The 23,407-nt window shown below is 59.1% G+C and carries 20 protein-coding genes; 12 read left to right on the top strand and 8 right to left on the bottom strand.

Annotation, left to right across the window (positions count from 1 at the left end):
- Nucleotides 1-25 precede the first annotated feature (25 nt).
- The 3 genes from Q7O77_RS00100 to ilvN all read left to right on the top strand — a co-directional run bounded on the left by Q7O77_RS00100 (nt 26) and on the right by ilvN (nt 2,216).
- Nucleotides 26-145, top strand: coding sequence for an ilvB operon leader peptide IvbL (locus tag Q7O77_RS00100; protein WP_118894615.1), 120 nt, complete (start codon nt 26-28; stop codon nt 143-145).
- 111 nt (nt 146-256) lie between these two features.
- Nucleotides 257-1,918 (top strand): acetolactate synthase large subunit, encoded by a 1,662-nt coding sequence (gene ilvB, locus Q7O77_RS00095; RefSeq protein WP_304162036.1) that lies wholly within the window; start codon nt 257-259, stop codon nt 1,916-1,918.
- A gap of 4 nt (nt 1,919-1,922) precedes the next feature.
- Nucleotides 1,923-2,216, top strand: a complete 294-nt coding sequence (gene ilvN / locus Q7O77_RS00090) for an acetolactate synthase small subunit (RefSeq protein WP_304162033.1) — start codon at nt 1,923-1,925, stop codon at nt 2,214-2,216.
- Here the strand turns inward: ilvN and Q7O77_RS00085 are convergent, their stop codons facing one another.
- The 6 genes from Q7O77_RS00085 to Q7O77_RS00060 form a co-directional block, all read right to left on the bottom strand.
- Entirely contained in the window at nt 2,217-2,975 is a 759-nt protein-coding gene (locus tag Q7O77_RS00085; RefSeq protein ID WP_304162030.1) for a DedA family protein, read from the bottom strand.
- Nucleotides 2,976-3,149: 174 nt separating this feature from the next.
- Nucleotides 3,150-3,845, bottom strand: a complete 696-nt coding sequence (locus Q7O77_RS00080; RefSeq protein WP_304162027.1) for an ABC transporter ATP-binding protein — start codon at nt 3,843-3,845, stop codon at nt 3,150-3,152.
- Nucleotides 3,838-4,617, bottom strand: coding sequence for an ABC transporter ATP-binding protein (locus Q7O77_RS00075; protein WP_094118097.1), 780 nt, complete (start codon nt 4,615-4,617; stop codon nt 3,838-3,840). Before Q7O77_RS00075 ends, Q7O77_RS00080 begins: the two co-directional genes overlap by 8 nt.
- Nucleotides 4,607-5,650 (bottom strand): branched-chain amino acid ABC transporter permease, encoded by a 1,044-nt coding sequence (locus Q7O77_RS00070; RefSeq protein ID WP_094118096.1) that lies wholly within the window; start codon nt 5,648-5,650, stop codon nt 4,607-4,609. Before Q7O77_RS00070 ends, Q7O77_RS00075 begins: the two co-directional genes overlap by 11 nt.
- The gene (locus Q7O77_RS00065) at nt 5,650-6,549 is read right to left on the bottom strand and encodes a branched-chain amino acid ABC transporter permease (protein WP_085651815.1); all 900 of its coding nucleotides are present in this window, start codon (nt 6,547-6,549) and stop codon (nt 5,650-5,652) included. Before Q7O77_RS00065 ends, Q7O77_RS00070 begins: the two co-directional genes overlap by 1 nt.
- A 27-nt stretch (nt 6,550-6,576) precedes the next feature.
- Nucleotides 6,577-7,713: an ABC transporter substrate-binding protein gene (locus tag Q7O77_RS00060; protein ID WP_085651814.1), complete on the bottom strand. Its 1,137-nt coding sequence runs from the start codon at nt 7,711-7,713 to the stop codon at nt 6,577-6,579.
- 422 nt (nt 7,714-8,135) lie between these two features.
- Here Q7O77_RS00060 and Q7O77_RS00055 point away from each other — a divergent pair, with 422 nt between their 5' ends.
- From Q7O77_RS00055 to rluA, 3 genes are all read left to right on the top strand, one after another.
- Nucleotides 8,136-10,511, top strand: coding sequence for a DNA polymerase II (locus Q7O77_RS00055; protein ID WP_304162016.1), 2,376 nt, complete (start codon nt 8,136-8,138; stop codon nt 10,509-10,511).
- 421 nt (nt 10,512-10,932) lie between these two features.
- The gene (gene rapA / locus Q7O77_RS00050) at nt 10,933-13,839 is read left to right on the top strand and encodes an RNA polymerase-associated protein RapA (RefSeq protein WP_304162013.1); all 2,907 of its coding nucleotides are present in this window, start codon (nt 10,933-10,935) and stop codon (nt 13,837-13,839) included.
- 68 nt (nt 13,840-13,907) lie between these two features.
- On the top strand, nt 13,908-14,561 hold the full coding sequence (gene rluA / locus Q7O77_RS00045; RefSeq protein ID WP_304162010.1) for a bifunctional tRNA pseudouridine(32) synthase/23S rRNA pseudouridine(746) synthase RluA: 654 nt from the start codon (nt 13,908-13,910) through the stop codon (nt 14,559-14,561).
- 62 nt (nt 14,562-14,623) lie between these two features.
- Here rluA and djlA read toward each other — a convergent pair whose 3' ends face one another.
- Nucleotides 14,624-15,511: a co-chaperone DjlA gene (djlA, locus tag Q7O77_RS00040; RefSeq protein WP_304162007.1), complete on the bottom strand. Its 888-nt coding sequence runs from the start codon at nt 15,509-15,511 to the stop codon at nt 14,624-14,626.
- Between the two features lie 150 nt (nt 15,512-15,661).
- Here djlA and lptD point away from each other — a divergent pair, with 150 nt between their 5' ends.
- The 6 genes from lptD to apaH all read left to right on the top strand — a co-directional run bounded on the left by lptD (nt 15,662) and on the right by apaH (nt 22,504).
- Nucleotides 15,662-18,055: an LPS assembly protein LptD gene (gene lptD, locus Q7O77_RS00035; RefSeq protein WP_304162004.1), complete on the top strand. Its 2,394-nt coding sequence runs from the start codon at nt 15,662-15,664 to the stop codon at nt 18,053-18,055.
- 100 nt (nt 18,056-18,155) lie between these two features.
- Nucleotides 18,156-19,451, top strand: a complete 1,296-nt coding sequence (surA, locus tag Q7O77_RS00030) for a peptidylprolyl isomerase SurA (RefSeq protein WP_304162001.1) — start codon at nt 18,156-18,158, stop codon at nt 19,449-19,451.
- Nucleotides 19,451-20,452: a 4-hydroxythreonine-4-phosphate dehydrogenase PdxA gene (pdxA, locus tag Q7O77_RS00025; protein ID WP_304161998.1), complete on the top strand. Its 1,002-nt coding sequence runs from the start codon at nt 19,451-19,453 to the stop codon at nt 20,450-20,452. The genes surA and pdxA overlap by 1 nt, the downstream gene beginning before the upstream one ends.
- Nucleotides 20,445-21,263, top strand: coding sequence for a 16S rRNA (adenine(1518)-N(6)/adenine(1519)-N(6))-dimethyltransferase RsmA (gene rsmA, locus Q7O77_RS00020; RefSeq protein ID WP_085651806.1), 819 nt, complete (start codon nt 20,445-20,447; stop codon nt 21,261-21,263). Before pdxA ends, rsmA begins: the two co-directional genes overlap by 8 nt.
- Nucleotides 21,264-21,278: 15 nt before the next feature.
- A complete protein-coding gene (gene apaG, locus Q7O77_RS00015) occupies nt 21,279-21,656 on the top strand; it encodes a Co2+/Mg2+ efflux protein ApaG (protein WP_304161986.1) in 378 nt (125 codons plus the stop codon).
- 2 nt (nt 21,657-21,658) lie between these two features.
- Nucleotides 21,659-22,504, top strand: coding sequence for a bis(5'-nucleosyl)-tetraphosphatase (symmetrical) ApaH (gene apaH / locus Q7O77_RS00010; protein WP_304161984.1), 846 nt, complete (start codon nt 21,659-21,661; stop codon nt 22,502-22,504).
- 169 nt (nt 22,505-22,673) lie between these two features.
- Here the strand turns inward: apaH and Q7O77_RS00005 are convergent.
- Nucleotides 22,674-23,407, bottom strand: a 734-nt coding sequence (locus Q7O77_RS00005; protein WP_304161981.1) for a PhoX family phosphatase, incomplete at its 5' end; no start/stop codon positions are given.

Below are 23,407 nucleotides of genomic sequence, written 5' to 3'. Positions count from 1 at the left end.
CATACACATGGTTTAAAAAAAACCAATGACAGGATTCTCCGTGAAACACACGTCCTCCACGCTAGCACTATCCAACACCGCGCTTGTCGATGCGGTCGTCGTCGTGCGCCTAGTGGTCGTCGTCGTGGTCGGCAACGCGCCGTAACGGGTTCGAATCCAGAAGAGATTCTCAAACCCCGCCGGCGCCAGCCGAGCGGGGTTTGTTCTTTCTGCCCCCCGCTCCCAAACTGCACCGGCTCTGATAAAGGATATGACTATGCGTTATACCGGAGCTGAGCTGATCGTCCACATGCTGGAGCAGCAAGGCATCACGACCGTGACGGGTATTCCCGGCGGGGCCGCCCTGCCGCTGTACGATGCGCTGGGACAAAGCCGAACCATTCGCCACGTACTGGCGCGACACGAGCAAGGCGCGGGCTTCATCGCTCAGGGCATGGCGCGCGCCAGCGGCAAAGCGGCGGTCTGCATGGCCTCCAGCGGCCCCGGCGCGACCAACCTGCTGACCGCGATTGCGGATGCGAAACTCGACTCCATTCCGCTGGTCTGCATCACCGCTCAGGTCTCCTCCAGCATGATCGGCAGCGACGCCTTTCAGGAAGTGGACACCTACGGCATCTCCATCCCCGTCACCAAACACAACTATCTGGTGCGCGACATCAATGAGCTGGCCCATGTGATGAACGAGGCGTTCCGCATTGCGCAGTCAGGCCGTCCCGGCCCGGTGTGGATCGACGTGCCGAAAGATGTACAGACCGCTACTATTGAGCTGGACGCCCTGCCAGCGCCTACGCCGAACGACGCGCCGGTGGCTGCCGAACCGCAGGCCCTTGAGCAGGCGGCCGCGATGATCAATGCCGCCAGCCGTCCCGTGCTGTATCTCGGCGGCGGGATCGTCAGCGCTGGCGCGCATCAGCAGGCGATCCAGCTGGCGGAGTCCGCCGGTATTCCCACCACCATGACATTGATGGCGCTCGGCGCAATGCCTGCCGATCATCCGCTGTCGTTGGGCATGTTGGGCATGCACGGCGCACGATCCACCAACATGATCCTGCAACAGTCGGATCTGTTGATCGTTATGGGCGCACGTTTCGACGATCGCGCTATCGGCAAAGCCGAGCAGTTCTGCCCGAACGCCAGCATCATCCACATGGATATCGACGCCGCCGAACTGGGCAAAATCCGCCAGCCGCACGTCGCGCTGCATGCCGATGTGGCTAAAGGGCTGACGCAGCTGCTGCCGCTGATCGAGCCGCAGACGCGCGCCGAATGGCGCCAGCAGGTCAGTGCGTTGCAGCAGGAATATCCCGCCAATCTGCAACAGGACGATCCGTTGAGCCACTACGGACTGGTTCATGCCGTCGCCGAATCGCTGGACGACAGCGCCATTATCTCTACCGACGTTGGTCAGCATCAGATGTGGGTCGCCCAGTCGTACCCGCTCCGCCGCACGCGCCAATGGCTGACGTCTGGCGGTTTAGGGACGATGGGATTTGGCGTACCGGCCGCTATCGGCGCCGCGCTGGCGGAACCCGAACGCACGGTGGTGTGCTTCTCCGGTGACGGCAGCCTGATGATGAATATCCAGGAGCTGGCGACGCTGGCCGAACAGCGCCTTAACGTCAAAATCGTGCTGATGAACAATCAGGCGCTGGGCATGGTCCACCAGCAGCAGGATCTGTTCTACGAACAGCGTTACGTAGCGTCCGACTACAGCTATCAGGCCAATTTCCTGGCGATTGCCGCCGGTTTCGGACTGGCGACCTGTGATTTGAACGCGGCGGAAGATCCGCAGGCCGCGCTGCGCGACATCATGAAGCAGCCGGGTCCGGCGCTGATTCATGCGTTGATCGACGTGAACGAAAAAGTGTATCCGATGGTGCCGCCGGGCGCCGCCAACATTGAGATGATTGGAGATTAATTCTATGCAGACCGCATCCTCTTCAACCCAGGTCACGCTTGAGCTGTCCGTCCGCAACCATCCCGGCGTCATGTCTCATGTCTGCGGCCTGTTCGCGCGTCGTGCGTTCAACGTGGAAGGCATCATGTGTATGCCGCTGCCAGGCGGTGAACAAAGCCGCATCTGGCTGCTGGTGAACGACGACGACCGTCTGGTGCAGATGATCAGTCAGGTGGAAAAGCTGGAAGATGTGCTGCAGGTGCGCCGCCACGGCGACGACACCCGCATTTTCGAGCAGGTGGCGGAGTTCTACCGCTAATCAGCCGTAGAAGATCTGCAGCAGCAGGTGCAGGTAGACCGACATCAGCGGGTGCCGCCACAGCAGCACCAGACTGATCACCGCCACGACCGTCGCTATCGGCGCCAGCCAGCGTAACCGCGCTGGCGTCAGCCATCCCTCCGGCGATGTTCGACGCGTCCGCCATGCGCGCCACAGCAGCCAGCCAGCGGACCAAGTCAGCACCACGGCAATCAGCAGCAGCCAGCGGAAACTGCCGCTGTTCGCCGCCGCAGGGATATCGATCGCTACCCCCGCCAAAATACCCGGCATCAGATATACCGGCGGCCAGGTCAGGCAGCCGATGATATTGGGTAGCGCAAACCGCTTCGGCGGCAGTTCCAGCATACCGGCCACCATCGGGATCAGCGGCCGGGTCGGACCGATAAAGCGCCCGACCAGAATGGTCGCGAGATGGTGCTGATGCAGCATTTTTTCGATGCGATAGAGATAGGCGCTGTGCTTCTGGACAAACGACCAGCCGTGCAGCCGGTCTTTGAAGCGCCAGCCGATGTAATAGGAAATCCAATCCCCCAGCAGGCAGCCGATAATACCTACCCCCCAGGCCGGATATAGTCCCAGGTTCCCGCTGCCGATCAAGGTGCCCAGCGACGCCATCATTAAGGTGCCCGGTAGCAGCAGCCCCACCAACGCCAGCGACTCAAGAAAAGCCACCAGCAAAACGGCCAGCAGTGAATAGGCCAACGATTGAGTAACCAAGTGCTCAAGCCAGGCTTGCATAAATCCCTACTTATCTGCGCTAAAAATCAGGACTTCGGGATAATAGCAGAAAACCGCCGGACGACAGTGCTTCCCTCACCGACGGCCCAACGGCCTGCATCAGGCAGGGTTAACATTGAAAGGACCGACTTCGTCGAATGCAGCAGGCGACGGCAACGCCGCCGCCGCACTACGTCAGCCGCCGAGATACAAGGTCTTCACCTCGGGATTCGCCAGCACTTCCTGCGCGGGTCCATGCAGGACGATCTTACCGTTTTCCAACACGTAGGCCCGGTCGGCGATTTTCAGCGCCGCGGTCGCATTCTGCTCGACCAGCAGGATCGTAATCTTCTCCTCGCGCAGTTGACGGATGATGTTGAACAACTCGCCCACCACCTTCGGCGCAAGGCCCAGACTCGGCTCGTCCAGCATCAGCAACGCCGGTTCACTCATCAGCGCCCGGGCAATCGCCAGCATCTGCTGCTCGCCGCCGCTCATCGTGCCCGCCAACTGCGCACGCCGCTCTTTCAGGCGGGGAAACATCGCATACATCTTGTCGCGCAGATAGCTGAACCTTACCGGGTTGTTGTACGCCCCCATCCGCAGATTTTCTTCGATGGTCAGGTTGGTGAACACCTTGCGCCCTTCGGGCACGAGCGCCAATCCCTGACGCACGATCTGATGCGTCTGACGGTGGGAAATATCTTCGTTGAGAAAATTGACCACGCCGGTGGATTTCACCAGATTGATGATGCCATTCAGCGTCGACGTTTTCCCGGCGCCGTTACTGCCGATCAACGTCACGATCTCGCTGTTGTTGACCTCGATATCGATCCCCTTCAGTCCCTGAATCAGACCGTAGAAGACCCGTAGATCGGTCGCTTTAAGCATAATCAATGTCCCCCAGATACGCGGCGATGACGTCAGGATGGTTGATGGCTTCATTCGGCGTGCCGCTAAACAGCGCCTTGCCGTAGTCCAGCACCATCACCCGCTCGCACAGGGAGTTCACAAACGACATATCATGTTCAATCAACAACACCGTCAGTCCAAAGTCCTTTCGCATTTTGAAAATCAGCTGCGCCAGTTCCGCCGTCTCGCGGGGGTTCATCCCTGCGGCAGGCTCGTCCAGCAACAGCAGCTTGGGCGACGTCGCCAGCGCCCGCGCAATTTCCACCTTACGCTGATTGCCGTAACTCAGATTGGTCGCCAGCGAATGGGCGTGTTCGGCGATGCCGATATAGTCCAGCAGCTGCATCGCCTTTTCCCGCGCACGTTTCTCCGCCGTGAAGAAACGCCCGCAGCGCAGGGCGGCTTCGAGGAAAGAGTAATGAATAAAGCGATCGAGTCCGATCAACACGTTGTCGAGCACCGTCATGGACGGAAACAACCGGATGTTCTGGAACGTTCTGGCGATCCCCCGGTTCACCACCTGATTCGGTTTCAACCCGGTCAGCGCCTGAGACTCCAGTTCCACCGTGCCGCCGGTTGGCTTGTAGTTGGCCGTAATCACGTTGAATAGCGTGGTTTTGCCCGCGCCATTCGGCCCGATCAAACCGAAGATCTCCGCAGGCGCAATGTGAAAGCTAACGCCGTCAATGGCGCGCAGTCCGCCAAATTGCATGGTGACGTCCGCAACGCGAAGTAGTGCCTCATTTGCCATTCTGACGCCTCCCACGTATTTCCCAAATTTCCCGTTTGCCCAGCAGCCCTTCGCGTGCGAACAGCATGATGATCAACAGCACCAGCGAGAACACCACCATACGCAGGCCGGGATGCGATCCCAGATCCTGACCGAACAGCGTCAGCGGCTGATCGAGGAAGCGCAGCCACTCGCCGCTGCCCACCACGACGATCGTCCCGAGGATCGCGCCGGTGGTGCTGCCCAATCCGCCCAGCACAATGATGATCAACAGCTGGAAGGTCAGCATAAAGTCGAACAGATCCGGAGAGATGATGGTGAGCAGCGAGGCCAACAGGCCGCCGCCGATACCTTCAAAAAAGGCGCTGGTCGCAAAAGCGCAGGTTTTGATGCGGAAGGTATTGATGCCCATCGCAATCGCGGCATCTTCGTCATCGCGCACCGCCTTCATCGCCCTTCCATACTTGGAGTAGACCAGCTGCAGGACGAACAGCACGGCGACGATCGCAATGAACCCGCACCAGTACAGAATATGATCCGCCTGCGGGATCTCATTCAGTCCGATAGCGCCATTGGTGATTTGCGGGTTGTTGATCGCCAGGATCTTGATAATGAAACCAAAGCCCAGTGTGACGATCGCCAGATAATCGCCCCGTACGCGAAAGACCGGGAACGACAGACAGACGGCCACCACCGCGGCGCAGATGCCGCTGATGACCAGCGCAGGCAGAAACGTCGTGTGCAGGGCCAGAATGAACGGACTGGGCGACGCCATTTCGAACATGTCCGTTTTGTTGTCTGCGGTCAGCAACAATAGCGCCGTGACGTAAGCGCCGATGGCAACAAAACCGTTCGGCTCCAACGACAGCTGGCCGGTGACCCCGTTGATCAGGTTGTAGCTGACCGCCAGGATCATGAAGATAAAGATGTTGCAGATAATGCGAAGCACATAATCATTGAACGCGTTTTGCAGGGTAAAAAGCCCTAAAAAAGCCAGCGCGAACAAGACGATATAGCACAACAGCAGCGAAGAGGAGGTCTGCGGCATTCTCATCAGAAGCGGCTCCTTTCCAGTCGTTCATCACCCATGATGCCCACCGGTCTGAACAGCAGCACCAAAATAAGAAACATGAAGGCGAAAGCATCTTTGTACCCGCCCAACTCCGGGAAAACGGCGACCGCCACCACTTCGGTAAAGCCCAGAATAAAGCCGCCGATGACCGCCCCGGTCACGCTGCCAATTCCGCCCAATACCGCCGCGGCGAAAGCTTTCAGGCCGATCAAAACCCCCATCAGCGGATCGATGGTCGGGTAGCTGATGGCATAGAACACGCCGCCCAGCGACGCCAGCGCGCTCCCTAGCGCAAACACCAGCGAAATGATGTGGTTGGCATCAATGCCCATCAGGCGAACGGTATTCACATCAAATGCCACCGCGCGGATCGCCATCCCCTGTCGGGTGCGGTACAGAATGAACAGAATGATCGCCAACAGCACCAAGGTGATCAGCGGCACCATCCACGCCACCTGCGTGATCACGATGTGGCCGATCGTCACTGTTTTGTTGAAAAACGGCGGCGATTCAAAGAATCGCGGGCTGCCGCCGAATACGACGTTGAAGAGGTTCTCCAGAAAGAAGCTGACGCCGATTGCGGTGATCAGCATGGAAATTTTGGACGCCTGCCGCAGCGGGCGATAGGCGATGCGATCGATGGCGACCCCAAGCAGGGCCGAGACCAGCACCGAGAATAGAATCGCTGCCCCGAAAGGCAGCCCGAAGGAGGTAAAGGCGATCAGCGCCAGAAAGGCGCCGACCATCATGATATCCGCATGGGCGAAGTTGATCAGCCGTAGTACGCCATACACCATGGTGTAACCAATCGCGATCAGCGCATACATACTGCCAAGGCTCATGCCATTGACCACCTGCTGTAAAAAAACGGCAAAATCCATTGTGCGCTCCTTACTACATCCCACCGATTAAGGATTGACCACCGTTTTGAACGCCAGCTGCCCGTTCTTGACTTCGTTGATGACCGCAGGGCGGATAGCATCGCCGCCTTTCAGGGTCAGCGTCCCTGTAATGCCGGTAAAGTTGGTGGTCGCACGCAGGTTTTTGTTCACACAGACGCGGTCGTGCGGGTCGCTACACTTGTTCATCGCCGCAATAATCATCTTGTAGGCGTCTGCCGTCATCGCGCCCCAGGTGTGGGTCGGTTCTTTATATTTGGCGGTCCACGCCTGAATGAACTTCTCGCCGTCCGGCGTCTGCTCTTTCGCATTCGGCGAGTAGTAGTCGGTGGTCATGTAGCCTTCCACTGCATCCTGACCGAGTTTGAAGAAGATCGGATCGGCCGCCAGACCATCGCCGCCCACCACCGGCACTTTCAGTCCCAGCTGCTTGGCCTGTACCGCAATCAGCGCGCCTTCTGTGTAGTAAATCGGCATGTAGATCATATCGACGTTATGCGATTTCACGGTGGAAAGCTGCGCTTTGAAATCTTTGCTGCCGCCCGGCGCCTGCACTTCGACAGCGATAGTGCCGCCGTTTTTCACAAACTGATTGCGGAAGGCGCGCGCCAGACCGACCGAGTAGTCGTTGCTGCTGTCGAACATGATGGCCGCTTTCTTGGCCTTCAGATCGCGGCTGGCCAAGTTGGCGCCGACCACCCCCTGGAAGCTGTCGGAGAAGCACACCCGGCTGACGTACTCGCGATTGCGGGTGACGCGGTCGTTGGTCGCTGTCGGGGAAATCAGCGGCGTTTTGGTGTCTTCCGCCATCTTGGTCATCGCCAGCGTATTGGTCGACGTCACCTCGCCGATCACCGCATCCACTTTGTCGCTGGAGACCAGACGCTGCATGGCGTTGGCGGCTTCCACCTTGTCGCTCTTGTCATCGATGATAATCAGCTTGACGGTGTCGCCGTTCGCCAGCTTCGGCTCCATGGCATTAATCAGATCCACCCCTTTCTGAGAAGGCTGGCCATAACCGCTCAACGCGCCGCTCAAGGGCAGCACAACACCGATTTTGACTTCGTCCGCCATGACATTCGCGGCCGCCAGCGCAGAGGACACACAGACTGCCGCTATCGTTGTTTTGAAAACTCTTCTCTTCATGTTCCGCCTCGTCAATGAATAGTGGGTTACGTTCCCATCGTGAAATGAAGCTGTGTATAGGGCTATAGCCAGCAAAAATGCGCACGGGCACAACCCGCACCACAATGGGAAAATCAGCAATTACCATGCCAATAAGCCGGGGCGGATAAACACGTTATTAATCAATTAATAAATCAGACATAACAGGAAGTGATTGCCTTAAACGGCGGCGACGGGCGTCAGTTGCACCACAAGCACCCTGCGCTGCTTTCGCATGGTGCGCATATTGCCCCGGCATTCATAAGACAAATCAATCATTCGGACGCCGGACGCACCGCGATTGTCAGCGTTGCCTCACCAGGTGGCAGGCGAAAAAGGCTGGACAACCACTGTATAAATAACCACACTTAATGACGACTTTCTTCTTCATACGGCCTGAGGTTATGACTGCTTCCTCCCCGCGTCAGGGCTTTGTGCTCACCCGTCATTGGCAAGATACGCCGGCCGGCATTCAGGTCGAGTTCTGGCTCGCCACCGATGACGGCCCGCAGCGGGTGCGCCTTCCTCTGCAACAGGCCGTCGCGTTCGTTCCGGCCCGACACGAAGCGGACGTCCGCGCCGCGCTGAGCGGCGAGAGAAAGGCCGAACTGCATCCGCTGGGGATGAAGAGTTTCCACCACGAAGATCTGCTCGGCCTCTACTGCCCGCAATATCGCCAGCTACAGCGTATTGAGAAACGGCTGCAGGAGGTCGGCATACCGGTTTATGAAGCGGACATTCGCCCGCCAGAGCGTTTCCTGATGGAGCGTTTCATTACGGCGCCTGTCTGGTTCGATGGCGACGCCGGGCCGGAAGGACGTCTCATCAATGCCAGAATGAAACCCGAACCGCACTATCGTCCGCCGCTGCGCATGGTGTCGCTGGATATCGAAACTAACCGCCACGGCGAGCTGTACTGCATCGGTCTTGAAGGCTGCGGCCAGCGGCAGGTGTTTATGCTGGGTCCGCCCAACGGCAACCCGGCTGACGCGGGCGACCTCACGCTGACGTATGCGACCAGCCGCCCCCAGCTGCTAGAGCAGCTCAACCACTGGATCCAGCAGTACGATCCCGATCTGATCGTCGGCTGGAATCTGGTGCAGTTCGACCTGCGGGTGTTGCAAAAACACGCCGAACGCTACGGCATTCCCTTGCGGCTGGGCCGTCAGCAGGCGGAGCTGGAGTGGCGGGAACACGGCTACAAACAGGGGCACTTTTTCGCCAGCGCGCCCGGACGACTGATTGTCGACGGTATTGAAGCGCTCAAGTCCGCCACCTGGAACTTCGCCTCTTTCAGCCTGGAGTTCGTCTCGCAGACGCTGCTGGGCGAGGGTAAGGCGATGGATAACCCCTACCAGCGGATGGATGAGATCGACCGTCGCTTCGCCGAAGACAAACCCGCCCTCGCCCACTACAACCTGAAAGACTGCGAGCTGGTCACGCGCATCTTCGACAAGACCGAACTACTGCCGTTCCTGCTGGAACGCGCCAGCCTCACCGGTCTGGCGGCAGACCGCAGCGGCGGCTCCGTGGCGGCGTTCACCCATCTCTATCTGCCCCGGATGCACCGGGCAGGCTTCGTTGCCCCCAACCTTGGCGAGATCCCACCGGAAGCCAGTCCCGGCGGCTTCGTCATGAACTCCCGTCCGGGCTTGTACGACTCCGTGCTGGTACTGGATTATAAAAGCCTGTACCCCTCCATCATTCGCACCTTTCTGATCGACCCCGTCGGACTGACCGTCGGGATGCGGCACCCGGACGAACAGCATGCGGTTGAGGGCTACCGGGGCGCATGGTTTTCCCGCGAGCAGCACTGTCTGCCCGCGATTGTCGACAGCATCTGGCAGGAACGCGAGGCGGCGAAACGCAGCGGCAACAAGCCGTTGTCGCAGGCGCTCAAAATCATCATGAATGCCTTCTACGGCGTACTGGGCTCAAGCGGCTGCCGTTTCTTCGATCCCCGACTGGCCTCCTCCATCACCCTGCGCGGGCATGACATCATGCAGCAAACGCAGGCGCTGATTGAAGCGCGCGGCTATCAGGTGATTTACGGCGATACTGACTCGACGTTCGTCTGGCTCAATCACGCTCACAACGATCAGGAAGCGGACGCCATCGGCCGGGAACTGGTGCAGTATGTGAACGCATGGTGGCGCGAGCATCTGGCGCAGACTCAGGGTCTTGAGTGCGCACTGGAGTTGGAGTACGAAACCCATTATCAGCGTTTCCTGATGCCCACGATTCGCGGCGCGGAACAGGGCAGTAAAAAGCGCTACGCCGGACTTACGTTGAACGCCAGCGGCGAGCCGCAACTGGTGTTCAAAGGGCTGGAAACCGTGCGCAGCGACTGGACGCCTCTCGCGCAGCAGTTTCAGCAGCAGCTCTACGCGCGGATTTTCCGGCGCGAAGACTATCAGGAGTGGGTGCGCGAGTACGTGCGCAAAACGCAGGACGGCGAGTGGGATGACCAGCTGGTCTACCGCAAGCGGCTACGCCACAAACTCAGCGAATACCAGCGCAATGTTCCGCCTCAGGTACGCGCCGCCCGAATGGCCGACGAGTACAACCGTGAGCATGGGCGTCCGCTCCAGTATCAAAACGGCGGCTGGATCAGCTACGTCATGACCGTCAACGGGCCTGAACCGCTGGAAACTCGCCATTCGCCGCTGGATTACCCACACTACGTCGAGAAACAGCTACAGCCGGTGGCGGATGGGATTTTGCCCTTCCTGCACGACGATTTTACGATGCTGGTCACCGGACAAATGGGGCTATTTTGATGCACCGACGGCGGTTTGGCAGGTGACGAACGCGCGTCCATCCAGTACCATAACGCCCTTTCCGAATCCGGCGGTATTTTCGATAAGACCTTGCGCTGTCGTCAGCCCATGCATTCAGATTCGGGCCGTATCCGCGCAGGACGGCGCCTAGCGCAGGCCTTTCAGGCCAACGTCATCGAATGCGCGAGCGGCGCACACGTAGCGGGGCGACTTTCGCCTATCGCGCCGACAGGCCGTCAGCGCGCTCGCAAATGACGGCGGACATCGCTAACTCACACATAACAACACGGGTCATGCCGACCGGGCGCCTGCCATACCACGACGGGCAATGCAGCATTTACGCCTTTTTCCCGGCAGGGCGGCCGACAATGACTGTCATTCAGACAATTTTCGACAACGACGAGTATCGAGCTAAGCACATATGCCTTTTACACTTGGTCAGCGCTGGATCAGCGACACAGAAAGCGAATTAGGATTGGGAACGGTAGTGGCGGTTGATGCCAGAATGGTTACCCTGCTGTTCCCAGCCAGCGGCGAGAATCGCCTCTACTCCCGCAATGATGCCCCCATCACCCGGGTCATGTTCAATCCGGGCGATACCGTCACCAGCCATGAGGGCTGGCAGATGCAGGTCGACGAAATCATCGACGAAAACGGTCTGCGCACGTATATCGGCCTGCGGCTCGACGATGAAACGCCCGCCCTGCTGCGCGAAGTGTTTCTGGACAGCAAGCTGACCTTCAATAAGCCGCAGGATCGCCTGTTCGCCGGCCAGCTTGACCGGATGGACCGCTTTGCCCTGCGCTATCGCGCCCGTCAGCACCTGCACGCTCAGGCCCAGCAGCCGTGGAACGGTTTACGCGGGATGCGCGCCAGCCTGATCCCCCACCAGCTGTATGTCGCGCACGAAGTCGGCCAGCGCCATGCGCCGCGCGTTCTGCTGGCGGATGAAGTGGGTCTGGGAAAAACCATCGAAGCCGGGATGATCATCCATCAACAGCTGCTGTCAGGCCGTGCCGAACGCGTACTGATCGTGGTGCCGGAAACCCTACAGCACCAGTGGCTGGTGGAAATGCTGCGCCGCTTCAACCTGCTGTTCTCACTGTTCGACGACGAGCGCTACGCCGAAGCATTGCTGGATAGCAGCAACCCGTTTGAAACCGAGCAGCTGATCATCTGTTCGCTGAGCTTTGTCCAACGCAACCCGAAACGTTTTGAACAGCTGGCCAACGCCAACTGGGACCTGCTGGTGGTCGACGAAGCGCATCACCTCACCTGGAGCGAAGCCGAGCCGAGCCCGCAGTATCAGGCCATCGAGCGACTGGCGAGCGTCACCCCGGCGGTTCTGCTGTTGACCGCGACGCCGGAACAGCTCGGTCAGGAAAGTCACTTCGCCCGTCTGCGTCTGCTGGACCCGAACCGCTTCCACGACTACGCCGAATTTGTGGCTGAGCAGCAGCGCTATCAGCCGGTGGCCGATGCGGTGACCCAGCTGCTGACCGGTGACGAGGCCAGCCCGGAGGATCTTCAGGCGCTGACGTCGCTGCTGGGCGGACAGGACATCAGCGAACTGCTGCAAGCCATCAACGCCTCGGACGAGGATGCAGCGCGTTCAGCGCGCGAAGAGCTCATCACCCTGCTGATGGACCGCCACGGCACCAGCCGCGTGCTGTTCCGTAATACCCGTCAGGGCGTACAAGGCTTCCCGGAACGTCAGCTACAGACTATCCCGCTGCCGCTGCCTTCTCAGTATCAGACGGCGATCAAGGTTTCCGGCATCATGTCCGGCGCCAAAACCTCCGAGAAGCGCGCTCAGGACATGCTGTACCCCGAGCAAATTTATCAGCAGTTCGAAGATGAAAACGCCACCTGGTGGAGCTTCGACCCGCGCGTAGAGTGGCTGCTCGACTACCTGACCAGCCATCGCGATGAGAAAGTGCTGGTGATCTGCGCCAAAGCCGCCTCGGCGCTGCAGTTGGAACAGGCGCTGCGGACGCGTGAAGCCATCCGTGCCGCGGTATTCCATGAAGGCCTATCGATTCTGGAACGCGACCGCGCTGCCGCCTACTTTGCCTCGGAAGAGGAAGGCGCTCAGGTGCTGATCTGCTCCGAAATCGGCTCCGAAGGCCGCAACTTCCAGTTCGCCAGCCATCTGGTGATGTTCGATCTGCCGTTCAACCCTGACCTGCTGGAGCAGCGCATCGGCCGTCTGGATCGTATCGGTCAGGAAAATGACATCCAAATCCTGGTGCCTTATTTGGAACAGACCGCGCAGGCGCTGCTGGTCCGTTGGTATCACGAAGGTCTGGACGCATTCGAACATACCTGCCCGACCGGCCGCTCGATTTACGACAGCCATTACGATCGTCTGATCGGCCTGCTCGCTCATCCGGAAGAGCAGGACGGCGTCGACGACTTTATTCGCGAATGCCGTGAGCAGCACGATGCGCTGAAAGCCCAGCTGGAACAGGGTCGCGACCGCCTGCTGGAAATGCATTCCAACGGCGGCGAACAGGCGAAAAAACTGTCCACCGATATCGCCGCGCAGGACGACGACGTCACGCTGGTCAACTTCGCGCTTAACCTGTTCGACATCATCGGTATCCATCAGGAAGATCGCAGCGACAACCTGATCGTATTGCGTCCGTCGGAACACATGCTGGTGCCGGACTTCCCCGGTTTGTCTCAGGACGGCTGCACGATCACCTTTGATCGCGAGCAGGCGTTGTCCCGCGAGGACGCCCAGTTCATCAGTTGGGAGCACCCGCTCATCCGCAACGGACTGGATCTGATCCTGTCCGGCGATACCGGCAGCTGCGCCGTATCACTGCTGAAAAACAAAGCGCTGCCGGTCGGCACGCTGCTGGCGGAACTGGTGTATGTGGTAGAGGCGCAGGCGCCGAAAAAACTGCAGCTCACCCGTTTCCTGCCGCCGACGCCGGTACGCATCCTGCTGGATCGCAAAGGCACCGATCTGGCCGCACAGGTGGAGTTCGAAAGCTTCAACCGCCAGCTGGCCGCGGTCAACCGCCACACCGCCAGCAAACTGGTGAACGCCGTCCAACCTGACGTGCATGACATGCTGCAAAAAGCGGAGCCGCTGGTCGCCGAACAGGCCCAGAAGGTGATTGCGACGGCCACCCAGTTCGCCGATAAAGCGCTGCGGCACGAGCTGGAACGCCTCACGGCGCTCAAAGCGGTCAACCCCAACATCCGCGAAGACGAGTTACAGGCGCTGGAAACCCAGCGGGAACAGGTGCTGCTGAATCTCGAACAGGCAAACTGGCGTCTGGACGCCATCCGTCTGGTCGTGGTTTCACACCAATAACAGCGGCATGATGGCGCTTATCACTCACGCGGCAGGGGAACCCCCTTGCCGCCCGCTCGGAGCCAGTCATGGAACCCTATAACCCGCCGCAAGAACCCTGGCTACAGGTGCTGTATCAGGATGACCATCTGATGGTGGTCAACAAACCCAGCGGCCTGTTGTCCGTTCCCGGTCGCGCGCCGGAAAACCGCGATAGCATCATGAGTCGGATTCAGGCTGAACATCCGTCGGCTGAATCCGTTCATCGCCTGGATATGGCGACCAGCGGAGTCATTGCCGTTGCCCTGACCAAAGCCGCCGAGCGCGAGCTCAAACGCCAGTTCCGCGAACGTGAGCCGAAAAAGACCTATATCGCCCGAGTTTGGGGACATATGGCGCAGGACGAGGGGTTGGTCGATTTACCGCTGATTTGCGACTGGCCCAATCGTCCCAAGCAAAAAGTCTGTTTCACTGAGGGCAAGTCCGCGCAAACCCTGTGGGAGGTGCTGTCTCGCGATGACGACGGCACGACCCGGGTGAAACTGATGCCGATCACCGGCCGCTCCCATCAGCTGAGGGTGCATATGCTGGCTATCGAACACCCGATTCTGGGGGATGGTTTCTACGCGCCGCCCGCCGCACGGGCAATGGCGTCGCGTTTGCAGTTACACGCGCAGGAACTGTTTATCACCCACCCGGCATCGCATGAGCCGATGCATTTTCGCTGCGAACCGGATTTTTGACGAAACGTTAGGTAACAACAGGAAGAGAGGTCGTCGAGAAAGACGGGGGAAGCGAGGAAACGTTAACGCGAGAACTTGTGGGCCTTGAGGAATTCGTAGGCCGCCTGAATATCCTGCGCTTTGCGCTTGGACAGTTCGATCATCCGGGGCGACAGCCCCTTCCCCACCACCTTGTCCGGATGATGTTCGCTCATCAGCTTGCGATAAGCCCGCTTCACCGTCGCCGCATCATCATGAGAGCGCACGCCCAACGTCCGGCAGGCGCTCTCCACGGTCGGTCCACGCGGCGGTACCGGCGGCCGCTGATGCTGGGAATGCCCGTTGTATGACTGTCCCCGACGCTGATGCGCGTTGCCGTTCTGCTGTGACCATCCGCTATTGCCGCGCTGCGACTGAGCATGCGATTGTTGCGTCGCGCGTTCCATCGTTCGCAGAAAAAGTTCGAACTGCGCCCGCGTCACGCCCAGCTCATCGGCGAAAACATACAGCAGCCGACGCTCATTGGGATGCAGCGCGCCGTCGATGAAGGCGACCTGCAGCTGAATTTCCAGAAACAGGCGAACCATATCGAAACGGCCGATGCAGACATCGCGCAGTTTACGCAGCTTGCCGCGCACCGGGAACTGACGGGATTTTCCTTCGCGGAATGCCTGTTGAGCCGCGTTACGCGCTTCACCACGCAGCTCCAGCCGATCCATCACATGGGTCGCGGCGAGAATATCCGCCTCCGTCACCCGGCCTTTCGACTTGGTGAGATGGCCCATCGCCTGAAACGTGGTGATGTAAAATAACGCCTGCCGAGAGGAGTGCGCGGAAAAAGCGGTGCGTCGACGCGACGAGCGGGCTTTGTCAAATAAATGACCCACCAGCAGCCCGATAATCACCGCACTGACGCCACCGCTGGACGCTGCGCCCATAGCTAGCCCCAGCAACTTTCCCCAATAGCGCATATACTCCTCAAATCCTCATGCCGTCGGCTAAAAATTGCTTTATCATACCCGTCATTTATCTTTGCTCCTAACGGCAGCGCGTAGAAAACGGCGGGGATTTAGCACTGGCACTGCGCCAGCGCGTGATATAGTCTCTGACGGTTTGCCGGCATGATGCCCCTGATGACGGAACACCTGATACCGCGTATGAAAAAAAGTTTCCCAACTCTGCTGGCCTCGTTAGTGTGGTCAGCGCTCTACAGCCAGCAAGCCATGGCGGACCTCGCCTCTCAGTGTATGCTCGGCGTACCGACGTATAACCGTCCGCTAGTGACCGGCGATACCGGCCAGCTGCCCGTTCACATCCAGGCAGATCACTCCCAGGCGAACTACCCCGACAACGCCGTATTCACAGGCAATGTGAATATTGAGCAAGGCAACCGGGTGATGACCGCCAAGGAAGTCGAGCTGAATCAGTTACAGCAGGCGGGCAAAACTGACCCGACCCGCACGGTAACCGCCACCGGCGATGTTCATTACGATGACAACCAGGTGATCCTGAAAGGGCCTAAAGCCTGGTCGAACCTGAACACCAAAGACACCGATGTCTACGAAGGCGACTACCAGATGGTCGGACGTCAAGGCCGCGGCGATGCCAACAAGATGAAGCTGCGTGACGACAATCGTTACACCATTCTGGAAAACGGTACCTTCACGTCATGCCTGCCGGGTGACGACAGCTGGAGCGTCGTGGGTTCAGAAGTCATCCATGACCGGCAAGAAGAAGTGGCCGAAATCTGGAACGCACGATTCCGCATCGCTGGCGTACCGGTTTTTTACAGTCCGTATCTTCAGCTCCCCGTAGGCGATCGCCGCCGCTCCGGTTTCCTGATCCCTAGCGCCAAGTATGGCAAAAACAACGGCTTTGAGCTGATTACGCCGTACTACTGGAACATCGCTCCGAACTTCGACGCCACCATTACGCCGCACCTGCAGACCAAGCGTGGGCTGCAATGGGAAAACGAATTCCGTTACCTGACCCGCGCAGGCGCTGGCGTGTTCGAGCTGGACTGGCTGCCGAACGATAAACAGTACGACAAAGAGATCAAAGCGGGCACCTATGAGGCAGACAGCAACACCACCCGTTGGCTGACGTACTGGCAACACAGTGGTGTATTCAATCAGGTGTGGCGTTTCAACATTGACTACACCAAGGTCAGCGACCCGTATTACTTTACCGATCTGGAGTCCAAATACGGCTCCACCACCGATGGCTATGCCACCCAGAAGTTCAGCGCTGGCTATGCCGACCGCAACTTCGACGCCACGCTGTCGACGCGCAGCTACCAGATATTCAGCAGAACCCCGGATGTCTACCGCGCGCAGCCGCAGCTCGACATGAACTACTACCTTAATGATCTGGGCCCCATCGACATGCACCTGTACGGGCAGGCGGTGAAATTCACCAACGCCAACCCGGACATGCCGACGGCGACCCGACTGCACGCCGAGCCGACCTTTAATCTGCCGCTGTCCAACGGCTGGGCGAGCCTGAATACCGAAGCCAAGCTGATGGCGACCCACTATCAGCAAAGCAACCTATCCAGCTACAATAGCAACCCTAAGAACAGCACACTGGATGACTCAGTTAACCGCGTGATACCGCAGTACAAAATGGACGGTAAGCTGGTCTTTGAACGGGATATGGACTGGGCGAAGGGCTACACCCAGACGCTGGAACCGCGGGCGATGTACCTCTACGTGCCGTACCGCGACCAAAGCCGCATAAAGAGCTATGACTCGACCCTGCTGCAGAGCGACTATGCCGGTTTGTTCCGCGACCGCACCTATGGCGGCCTGGACCGTATCGCCTCCGCCAACCAGGTGGCGAGCGGGGTCACCACCCGCCTGTACGACGACGCGCTGGTGGAACGCTTCAACGCCTCGCTCGGTCAGATTTACTACTTCGAGCGTCCGCGTACCGGCAACACCAACTCGTCGCTCGACAACAACTATCACAACGGCAGCCTGACCTGGGCGGGCGATACCTATTGGAAGATCGCCGATAGCTGGGCCATCCGCGGCGGCGCGCAGTACGACGCGCGCGTGGATAACTTCACGGTCGGCGACGCCGTGCTGGAATACCGCGGCGGCGGCGAACGGATGCTGCAGTTGAACTACCGCTACGCCAGCGCGGAGTACATCCAGTCCATGCTAAACAGCAGCAGCGACCTTCCGGCCTACCAGCAGGGGATCTCTCAGGTGGGGATGACCGGCAGCTGGCCGCTGTCCGAACGCTGGGCCGTCGTCGGCGCGTACTACTACGACACCAAGATGAACCAGCCGGCCGATCAGCTGATTGGTCTGCAGTATTCCACCTGTTGCTGGGCGGTGAATGTCGGCTACGAAAGAAAGATCACCACCTGGAACACTGCCTCCAACAGCAGCGTCTACGACAACAAAGTGGGCGTGTCGTTTGAACTGCGCGGTCTGAGCAGTAACTACAGTTTGGGCACGGACAAAATGCTCGCTAACGGTATTTTGCCGTATCAACGCTCTTTCTAATGGTGTACCGCCGGGAACTCTGGCCGCAATAAGCGTCTAATACCGGTAGCAAATCAACATTTAACCCGCCTTCGGGCGGATGACATTTAATGGGAAAGGTATGAACAACTGGAAAGCACTGATTCTGGGACTGACGCTGAGCGTCTCGACAGCGTTTGCCGCGCCGCAGGTCGTTGATAAAGTTGCCGCGGTGGTGGATAACGGCGTCGTGCTGGAAAGTGATGTCAATGGCTTACTGCAGTCGGTCAAACTGAACGCACAAGGCGCCGGCCAGCAGTTGCCCGATGACGCCACCCTGCGCCATCAGATCCTTGATCGCCTGATCGTCGACAGCATCGTGCTGCAAATGGCCCAGAAAATGGGCGTTCAGATCACCGACGAGCAGCTGGATCGCGCCATCAGCGGCATCGCGGCGCAGAACCGCATGACGGTCGCTCAGATGCGCGGCCGACTGGCGCAGGAAGGCATCAGCTACGACACCTACCGCAGTCAGATCCGCAAAGACATGACCATCGCCGAAGTGCGCAATAACGAAGTGCGTCGTCGCATCACCATCCTCCCGCAGGAAGTCGATGCGCTGGCCAAGCAGGTTTCCAGTCAGAATACCGGCGATACCGAAGTCAATCTGAGCCACATTTTGCTGCCGCTGTCGGAAAACCCGACGCAGCAGGAAGTCGATCAGGCCGAAGATCTGGCGAAACGTCTGGTGAAAGAAGCAAATCAAGGCGCGGACTTCGGCAAGCTCGCCATCACCTACTCCGCCGATCAACAGGCGTTGAAAGGCGGTCAGATGGGCTGGGGCAAACTGCAGGAGCTGCCAACGCTGTTCGCAGAAAGCCTGGTGCAGGCACAGAAAGGCCAGATCGTCGGCCCGATCCGTTCCGGCGTCGGCTTCCACATTCTGCGCGTCAATGACATCCGTGGCGAAGACAAAACGGTATCCGTCACGGAAATGCACGCCCGCCACATCCTGCTGAGACCGTCGGTCATGATGACGGACGATCAGGCCCGCGCCAAACTGCTGGACGTCGCTCAGCAGATCAAGAGCGGTAGCACCAGCTTTGCCGCGCAGGCGCGTCAGCTGTCGCAGGATCCGGGTTCCGCCAATCAGGGCGGCGATCTGGGTTGGTCATCACCGGACGTCTACGATCCGGTATTCCGCGATGCGCTGCTGAAACTGCATAAAGGCGAAATGAGCCCGCCGGTTCACTCCTCCTTTGGCTGGCATCTAATCCAGCTGATGGACACTCGTCAGGTCGATAAAACCGACGCGGCGCAAAAAGAGCGCGCTTACCGTATGCTGTTTAACCGTAAGTTCGCGGAAGAAGCGCAGACCTGGATGCAGGAAAAACGCGCTGCCGCCTACGTTAAAGTCATGGATGGACAAAGTAACTAATGTCGAGTGAACTCAGCATTCCACGCATCGTGATCACGCCCGGCGACCCCGCCGGGATTGGTCCCGATCTGATCGTCTCGCTGGCCCAACAGGCATGGCCGGTCGAGCTGGTGGTCTGCGCCGATCCCGCGCTGCTCGAGAGCCGGGCGCGGACGCTGAATATCCCGCTGACGGTGCGGGAGTATCTTCCTGCTCAGCCCGCGCAACCTCAACAGGCCGGTACGCTGACCGTCCTCCCGGTCAAACTTGCGGCGACCGTCGTCCCCGGCCAGTTAAACGTTGAGAACAGTCGTTACGTTGTCGAGACGCTGGCACAGGCCTGCGACGGCTGCCTGCGGGGCGAATTTGCCGCGCTGGTCACCGGTCCGGTCCACAAAGGCATCATCAACGAAGCGGGCGTGCCGTTCACCGGGCATACCGAATTCTTTGCCGAACGCAGCCATTGCGAACGGGTCGTCATGATGCTGGCGACCGAGGAGCTGCGCGTCGCGCTGGCGACGACGCATCTGCCGCTGAGAGACGTGGCCGACGCCGTTGACCGCCAATGTCTGCACGAAGTCATCACTATTCTCGATCACGATTTGCGGACCAAGTTCGGTATTGCGAACCCGTCGATCTACGTTTGCGGCCTGAACCCCCACGCGGGCGAAGGCGGCCACATGGGTCGGGAAGAGCTGGACGTTATCATTCCGGCGCTCGATGAGCTGCGGGCGAAAGGCATTCAGCTGGTCGGCCCGCTGCCGGCAGATACCTTGTTCCAACCCAAATATTTACAGCCGGCGGATGCCGTGCTGGCGATGTATCACGACCAGGGATTGCCGGTTCTGAAGTATCAGGGCTTCGGCCGGGCAGTCAACATCACGCTGGGTCTACCGTTTATCCGTACCTCGGTCGACCACGGCACGGCGCTGGAGCTGGCCGCCACTGGCCAGGCCGATCCCGGCAGCTTCAGCACCGCCCTAACTCTTGCTATTAAAATGATTGCTAATCGTAATGAATAATCGAGTACACCAAGGCCACTTCGCCCGTAAGCGTTTCGGGCAAAACTTTTTACACGATCACTTTGTGATCGACAGCATTGTCTCTGCCATTCACCCGCTGCCGGATCAGGCGCTGGTGGAAATCGGCCCTGGCCTGGGTGCTCTGACCGCGCCGGTGGGAGAACGACTGAATCACTTTACCGTCGTTGAGCTGGACCGCGATCTGGCCGCACGGCTAGAGGTTCACCCCACGCTGAAAGATAAGCTCACCATCATCCAGCAGGATGCCATGAAAGTGGACTTCGCCGAGCTGGCACAGCAAATCGGCCAGCCGCTGCGGGTTTTCGGCAACCTGCCGTATAATATTTCTACACCGCTGATGTTCCATCTGTTCAGCTATACTCAGGCTATTCGCGACATGCACTTTATGTTGCAGAAAGAGGTGGTCAACCGGTTGGTCGCCGGGCCGAACAGTAAAGCCTACGGCCGTCTGAGCGTGATGGCGCAATATTACTGTCAGGTTATCCCGGTACTCGAAGTTCCCCCCACCGCGTTCAGACCTGCGCCAAAAGTCGAGTCGGCGGTCGTCCGGCTGGTGCCGCACACGACGTCGCCTTATCCTCAGGTCGATACCCGCGTGCTGAGCAGGATCACCACGGAAGCCTTCAATCAGCGCCGTAAAACGCTGCGCAACAGCCTGGGCAACCTGTTTACGCAAGAGCAACTGGCGGAACAGGGCATTAACGCCAACGATCGCGCAGAAAACGTGACCGTTGAGCAGTATTGCAAGCTCGCTAACTGGCTCAGCAGCCATCCTACGGCGCAGGAATAAACTGGAGTTGTCGTCATGATTAACGCGCCCCGAGTTTGCATACAGGTTCAGAGTTTTTACGTAGAAGCACAGTCTGCGCCGGAAGAAGATCGCTACGTCTTTGCTTACACCATCACGATCCGCAATCTGGGGCGCCACGACGTCAAACTGATGAGCCGTTACTGGCTCATTACCAACAGCAACGGACGCCAGACCGAGGTTCAGGGCGAAGGCGTGATCGGCGTTCAGCCCGTCATTCATCCCGGCAGTGAATTCCAGTACACCAGCGGCGCCATTCTCGAAACGCCGCTGGGCACGATGGAAGGCCACTACCAGATGCTTGACCATCAGGGTGAGACTTTCGAGGAATCTATCCCGGTATTCCGTCTGGCAATCCCTTCACTGATACACTAATTATGGCTACCTATCTTGTTGGCGACGTTCACGGCTGTTTCGTTGAACTGGAAGCGCTATTGGCGCAAGTTTCTTTCGACCCCGAGCGGGATACGCTGTGGCTGACCGGCGACCTCGTCGCCCGTGGCCCCGACTCATTGCGGGTGCTGCGCTTCGTACGCTCGCTGGGTTCTTCGGTGCGCATGGTCTTAGGCAATCACGATCTGCATCTGCTGGCGGTTTACGCAGGCATCAGCCGCCATAAAACCAAAGACCGGCTGGAGGCGCTGCTCGCCGCGCCGGATATCGACGATCTCATCAACTGGCTGCGTCGCCAGCCGGTGCTGCAGGTCGATGAAGATCTCAAGCTGGTGATGGCCCACGCCGGGATCACGCCGCAGTGGGATCTGGACACGGCGCAGATGTGCGCCCGCGAAGTCGAGTCCATCCTGAGCAGCGACAGCTATCCGCTGTTTCTGGATGCGATGTACGGCGACATGCCGAACAACTGGCTGCCGGAGCTTAGCGGGCTGCCGCGCCTGCGCTTCAGCACCAATGTCTTCACCCGTATGCGCTACTGCTTTAACGGCGGCCAGCTGGATATGATGTGCAAGACGCCACCGGCACAGGCACCTTCCCTGCTTAAACCGTGGTTCAATTTGCCGGGACCGGTGCCGAGCGAATACGCCATCGCCTTCGGGCACTGGGCATCGCTGGAAGGCAAAGGCACGCCGGAAGGCATTTTCGCGCTGGATACCGGCTGCTGCTGGGGCGGCGCGCTAACGCTGCTTCACTGGGAAGAACAACGTTATTACCGCCAGCCGTCTCAGTTCGTTCGGCGGGATGACAACGCGCCCAACGCCGAGTAACGTGCCAAAATCCAGGCGGCTCTTATCGTCCCAATAGCAAGCGAGACCGCTGAAAAGTAAAAAGAGATGCCGAATGGCATCTCTTTTTTTGCTCACGTGAAAGCGTTTCTCAATGCTCCCAGGTCATCACTAAGCAGGTTATGTTAACCTCAACGTTTGAATCACTGGCTTACGCACCGATCACGCCGCCGTCCTGCCGCGTCACCATCACCACCGAGGAACGAGGCCGCACGCTGTTGTGAGGAAAGTGCGAATCGCCCTCTTCGCCCGGATGCTGCACGTTGACGAACATCGTTCGATAGTCCTGAGTGAAGGTGATACCGGTCAATTCACAGGATTTCGGTCCTACCATGAAACGTTTGATTTCGCCGCTGAGAGGATCGCCCGCCAGCATCTGGTTATTGCCCTGCCCGGCGAAATTACCGGTATTACTGTAATTGCCGTCCGTTAAAATCCACAGCCGCCCCTCTCTGTCGAACCCCAGACCGTCCGGGCTATTAAAGGTATTCTCCGCCGTGATATTGGGCGTACCACGATTGACGCCCTCCGGGTGCGCGATCGGGTTGCCGCACAGCGCGTACATATCCCACTCGAATGCTCTGGCCGTGGCGTCGCCGTGTTCGTCCCAGCGAATAATCTGTCCATAGATGTTCTTTGGACGCGGGTTGGCGGGGTTCACCGGCATACCCGTCTCACCACGCTTGCTGTTGTTGGTCAGCGTGCAGTAAGCGCGACCGTCGTGCGGATTCACAGCGATCCACTCGGGACGATCCATGCGGGTGGCGCCCACCTGCGACGCTGCTTTACGAGCGAAAGTCACAACTTCCGCCTGACTGTGAAAACCATTTTCCGGCGTCAGTCCGTTCTCTCCGAACGTCAGCGCAATCCAGCGCCCTTTGCCTT

The sequence above is a fragment of the Lonsdalea britannica genome (genome assembly GCF_946477055.1).
In the GTDB taxonomy this organism is placed as follows: domain Bacteria; phylum Pseudomonadota; class Gammaproteobacteria; order Enterobacterales; family Enterobacteriaceae; genus Lonsdalea; species Lonsdalea britannica_A.
Note: the sequence above shows the minus strand (reverse complement) of the source record. Positions and strands in the feature narration are given on the sequence as shown.

What these genes read in the sequence shown, in the direction of transcription:
- Q7O77_RS00100 (WP_118894615.1), top strand. Translation starts at nt 26, where the DNA reads ATGACAGGATTCTCCGTGAAACACACGTCCTCCACGCTAGCACTATCC.
- ilvB (WP_304162036.1), top strand. Translation starts at nt 257, where the DNA reads ATGCGTTATACCGGAGCTGAGCTGATCGTCCACATGCTGGAGCAGCAA.
- ilvN (WP_304162033.1), top strand. Translation starts at nt 1,923, where the DNA reads ATGCAGACCGCATCCTCTTCAACCCAGGTCACGCTTGAGCTGTCCGTC.
- Q7O77_RS00085 (WP_304162030.1), bottom strand. Translation starts at nt 2,975, where the DNA reads ATGCAAGCCTGGCTTGAGCACTTGGTTACTCAATCGTTGGCCTATTCA.
- Q7O77_RS00080 (WP_304162027.1), bottom strand. Translation starts at nt 3,845, where the DNA reads ATGCTTAAAGCGACCGATCTACGGGTCTTCTACGGTCTGATTCAGGGA.
- Q7O77_RS00075 (WP_094118097.1), bottom strand. Translation starts at nt 4,617, where the DNA reads ATGGCAAATGAGGCACTACTTCGCGTTGCGGACGTCACCATGCAATTT.
- Q7O77_RS00070 (WP_094118096.1), bottom strand. Translation starts at nt 5,650, where the DNA reads ATGAGAATGCCGCAGACCTCCTCTTCGCTGCTGTTGTGCTATATCGTC.
- Q7O77_RS00065 (WP_085651815.1), bottom strand. Translation starts at nt 6,549, where the DNA reads ATGGATTTTGCCGTTTTTTTACAGCAGGTGGTCAATGGCATGAGCCTT.
- Q7O77_RS00060 (WP_085651814.1), bottom strand. Translation starts at nt 7,713, where the DNA reads ATGAAGAGAAGAGTTTTCAAAACAACGATAGCGGCAGTCTGTGTGTCC.
- Q7O77_RS00055 (WP_304162016.1), top strand. Translation starts at nt 8,136, where the DNA reads ATGACTGCTTCCTCCCCGCGTCAGGGCTTTGTGCTCACCCGTCATTGG.
- rapA (WP_304162013.1), top strand. Translation starts at nt 10,933, where the DNA reads ATGCCTTTTACACTTGGTCAGCGCTGGATCAGCGACACAGAAAGCGAA.
- rluA (WP_304162010.1), top strand. Translation starts at nt 13,908, where the DNA reads ATGGAACCCTATAACCCGCCGCAAGAACCCTGGCTACAGGTGCTGTAT.
- djlA (WP_304162007.1), bottom strand. Translation starts at nt 15,511, where the DNA reads ATGCGCTATTGGGGAAAGTTGCTGGGGCTAGCTATGGGCGCAGCGTCC.
- lptD (WP_304162004.1), top strand. Translation starts at nt 15,662, where the DNA reads ATGATGCCCCTGATGACGGAACACCTGATACCGCGTATGAAAAAAAGT.
- surA (WP_304162001.1), top strand. Translation starts at nt 18,156, where the DNA reads ATGAACAACTGGAAAGCACTGATTCTGGGACTGACGCTGAGCGTCTCG.
- pdxA (WP_304161998.1), top strand. Translation starts at nt 19,451, where the DNA reads ATGTCGAGTGAACTCAGCATTCCACGCATCGTGATCACGCCCGGCGAC.
- rsmA (WP_085651806.1), top strand. Translation starts at nt 20,445, where the DNA reads ATGAATAATCGAGTACACCAAGGCCACTTCGCCCGTAAGCGTTTCGGG.
- apaG (WP_304161986.1), top strand. Translation starts at nt 21,279, where the DNA reads ATGATTAACGCGCCCCGAGTTTGCATACAGGTTCAGAGTTTTTACGTA.
- apaH (WP_304161984.1), top strand. Translation starts at nt 21,659, where the DNA reads ATGGCTACCTATCTTGTTGGCGACGTTCACGGCTGTTTCGTTGAACTG.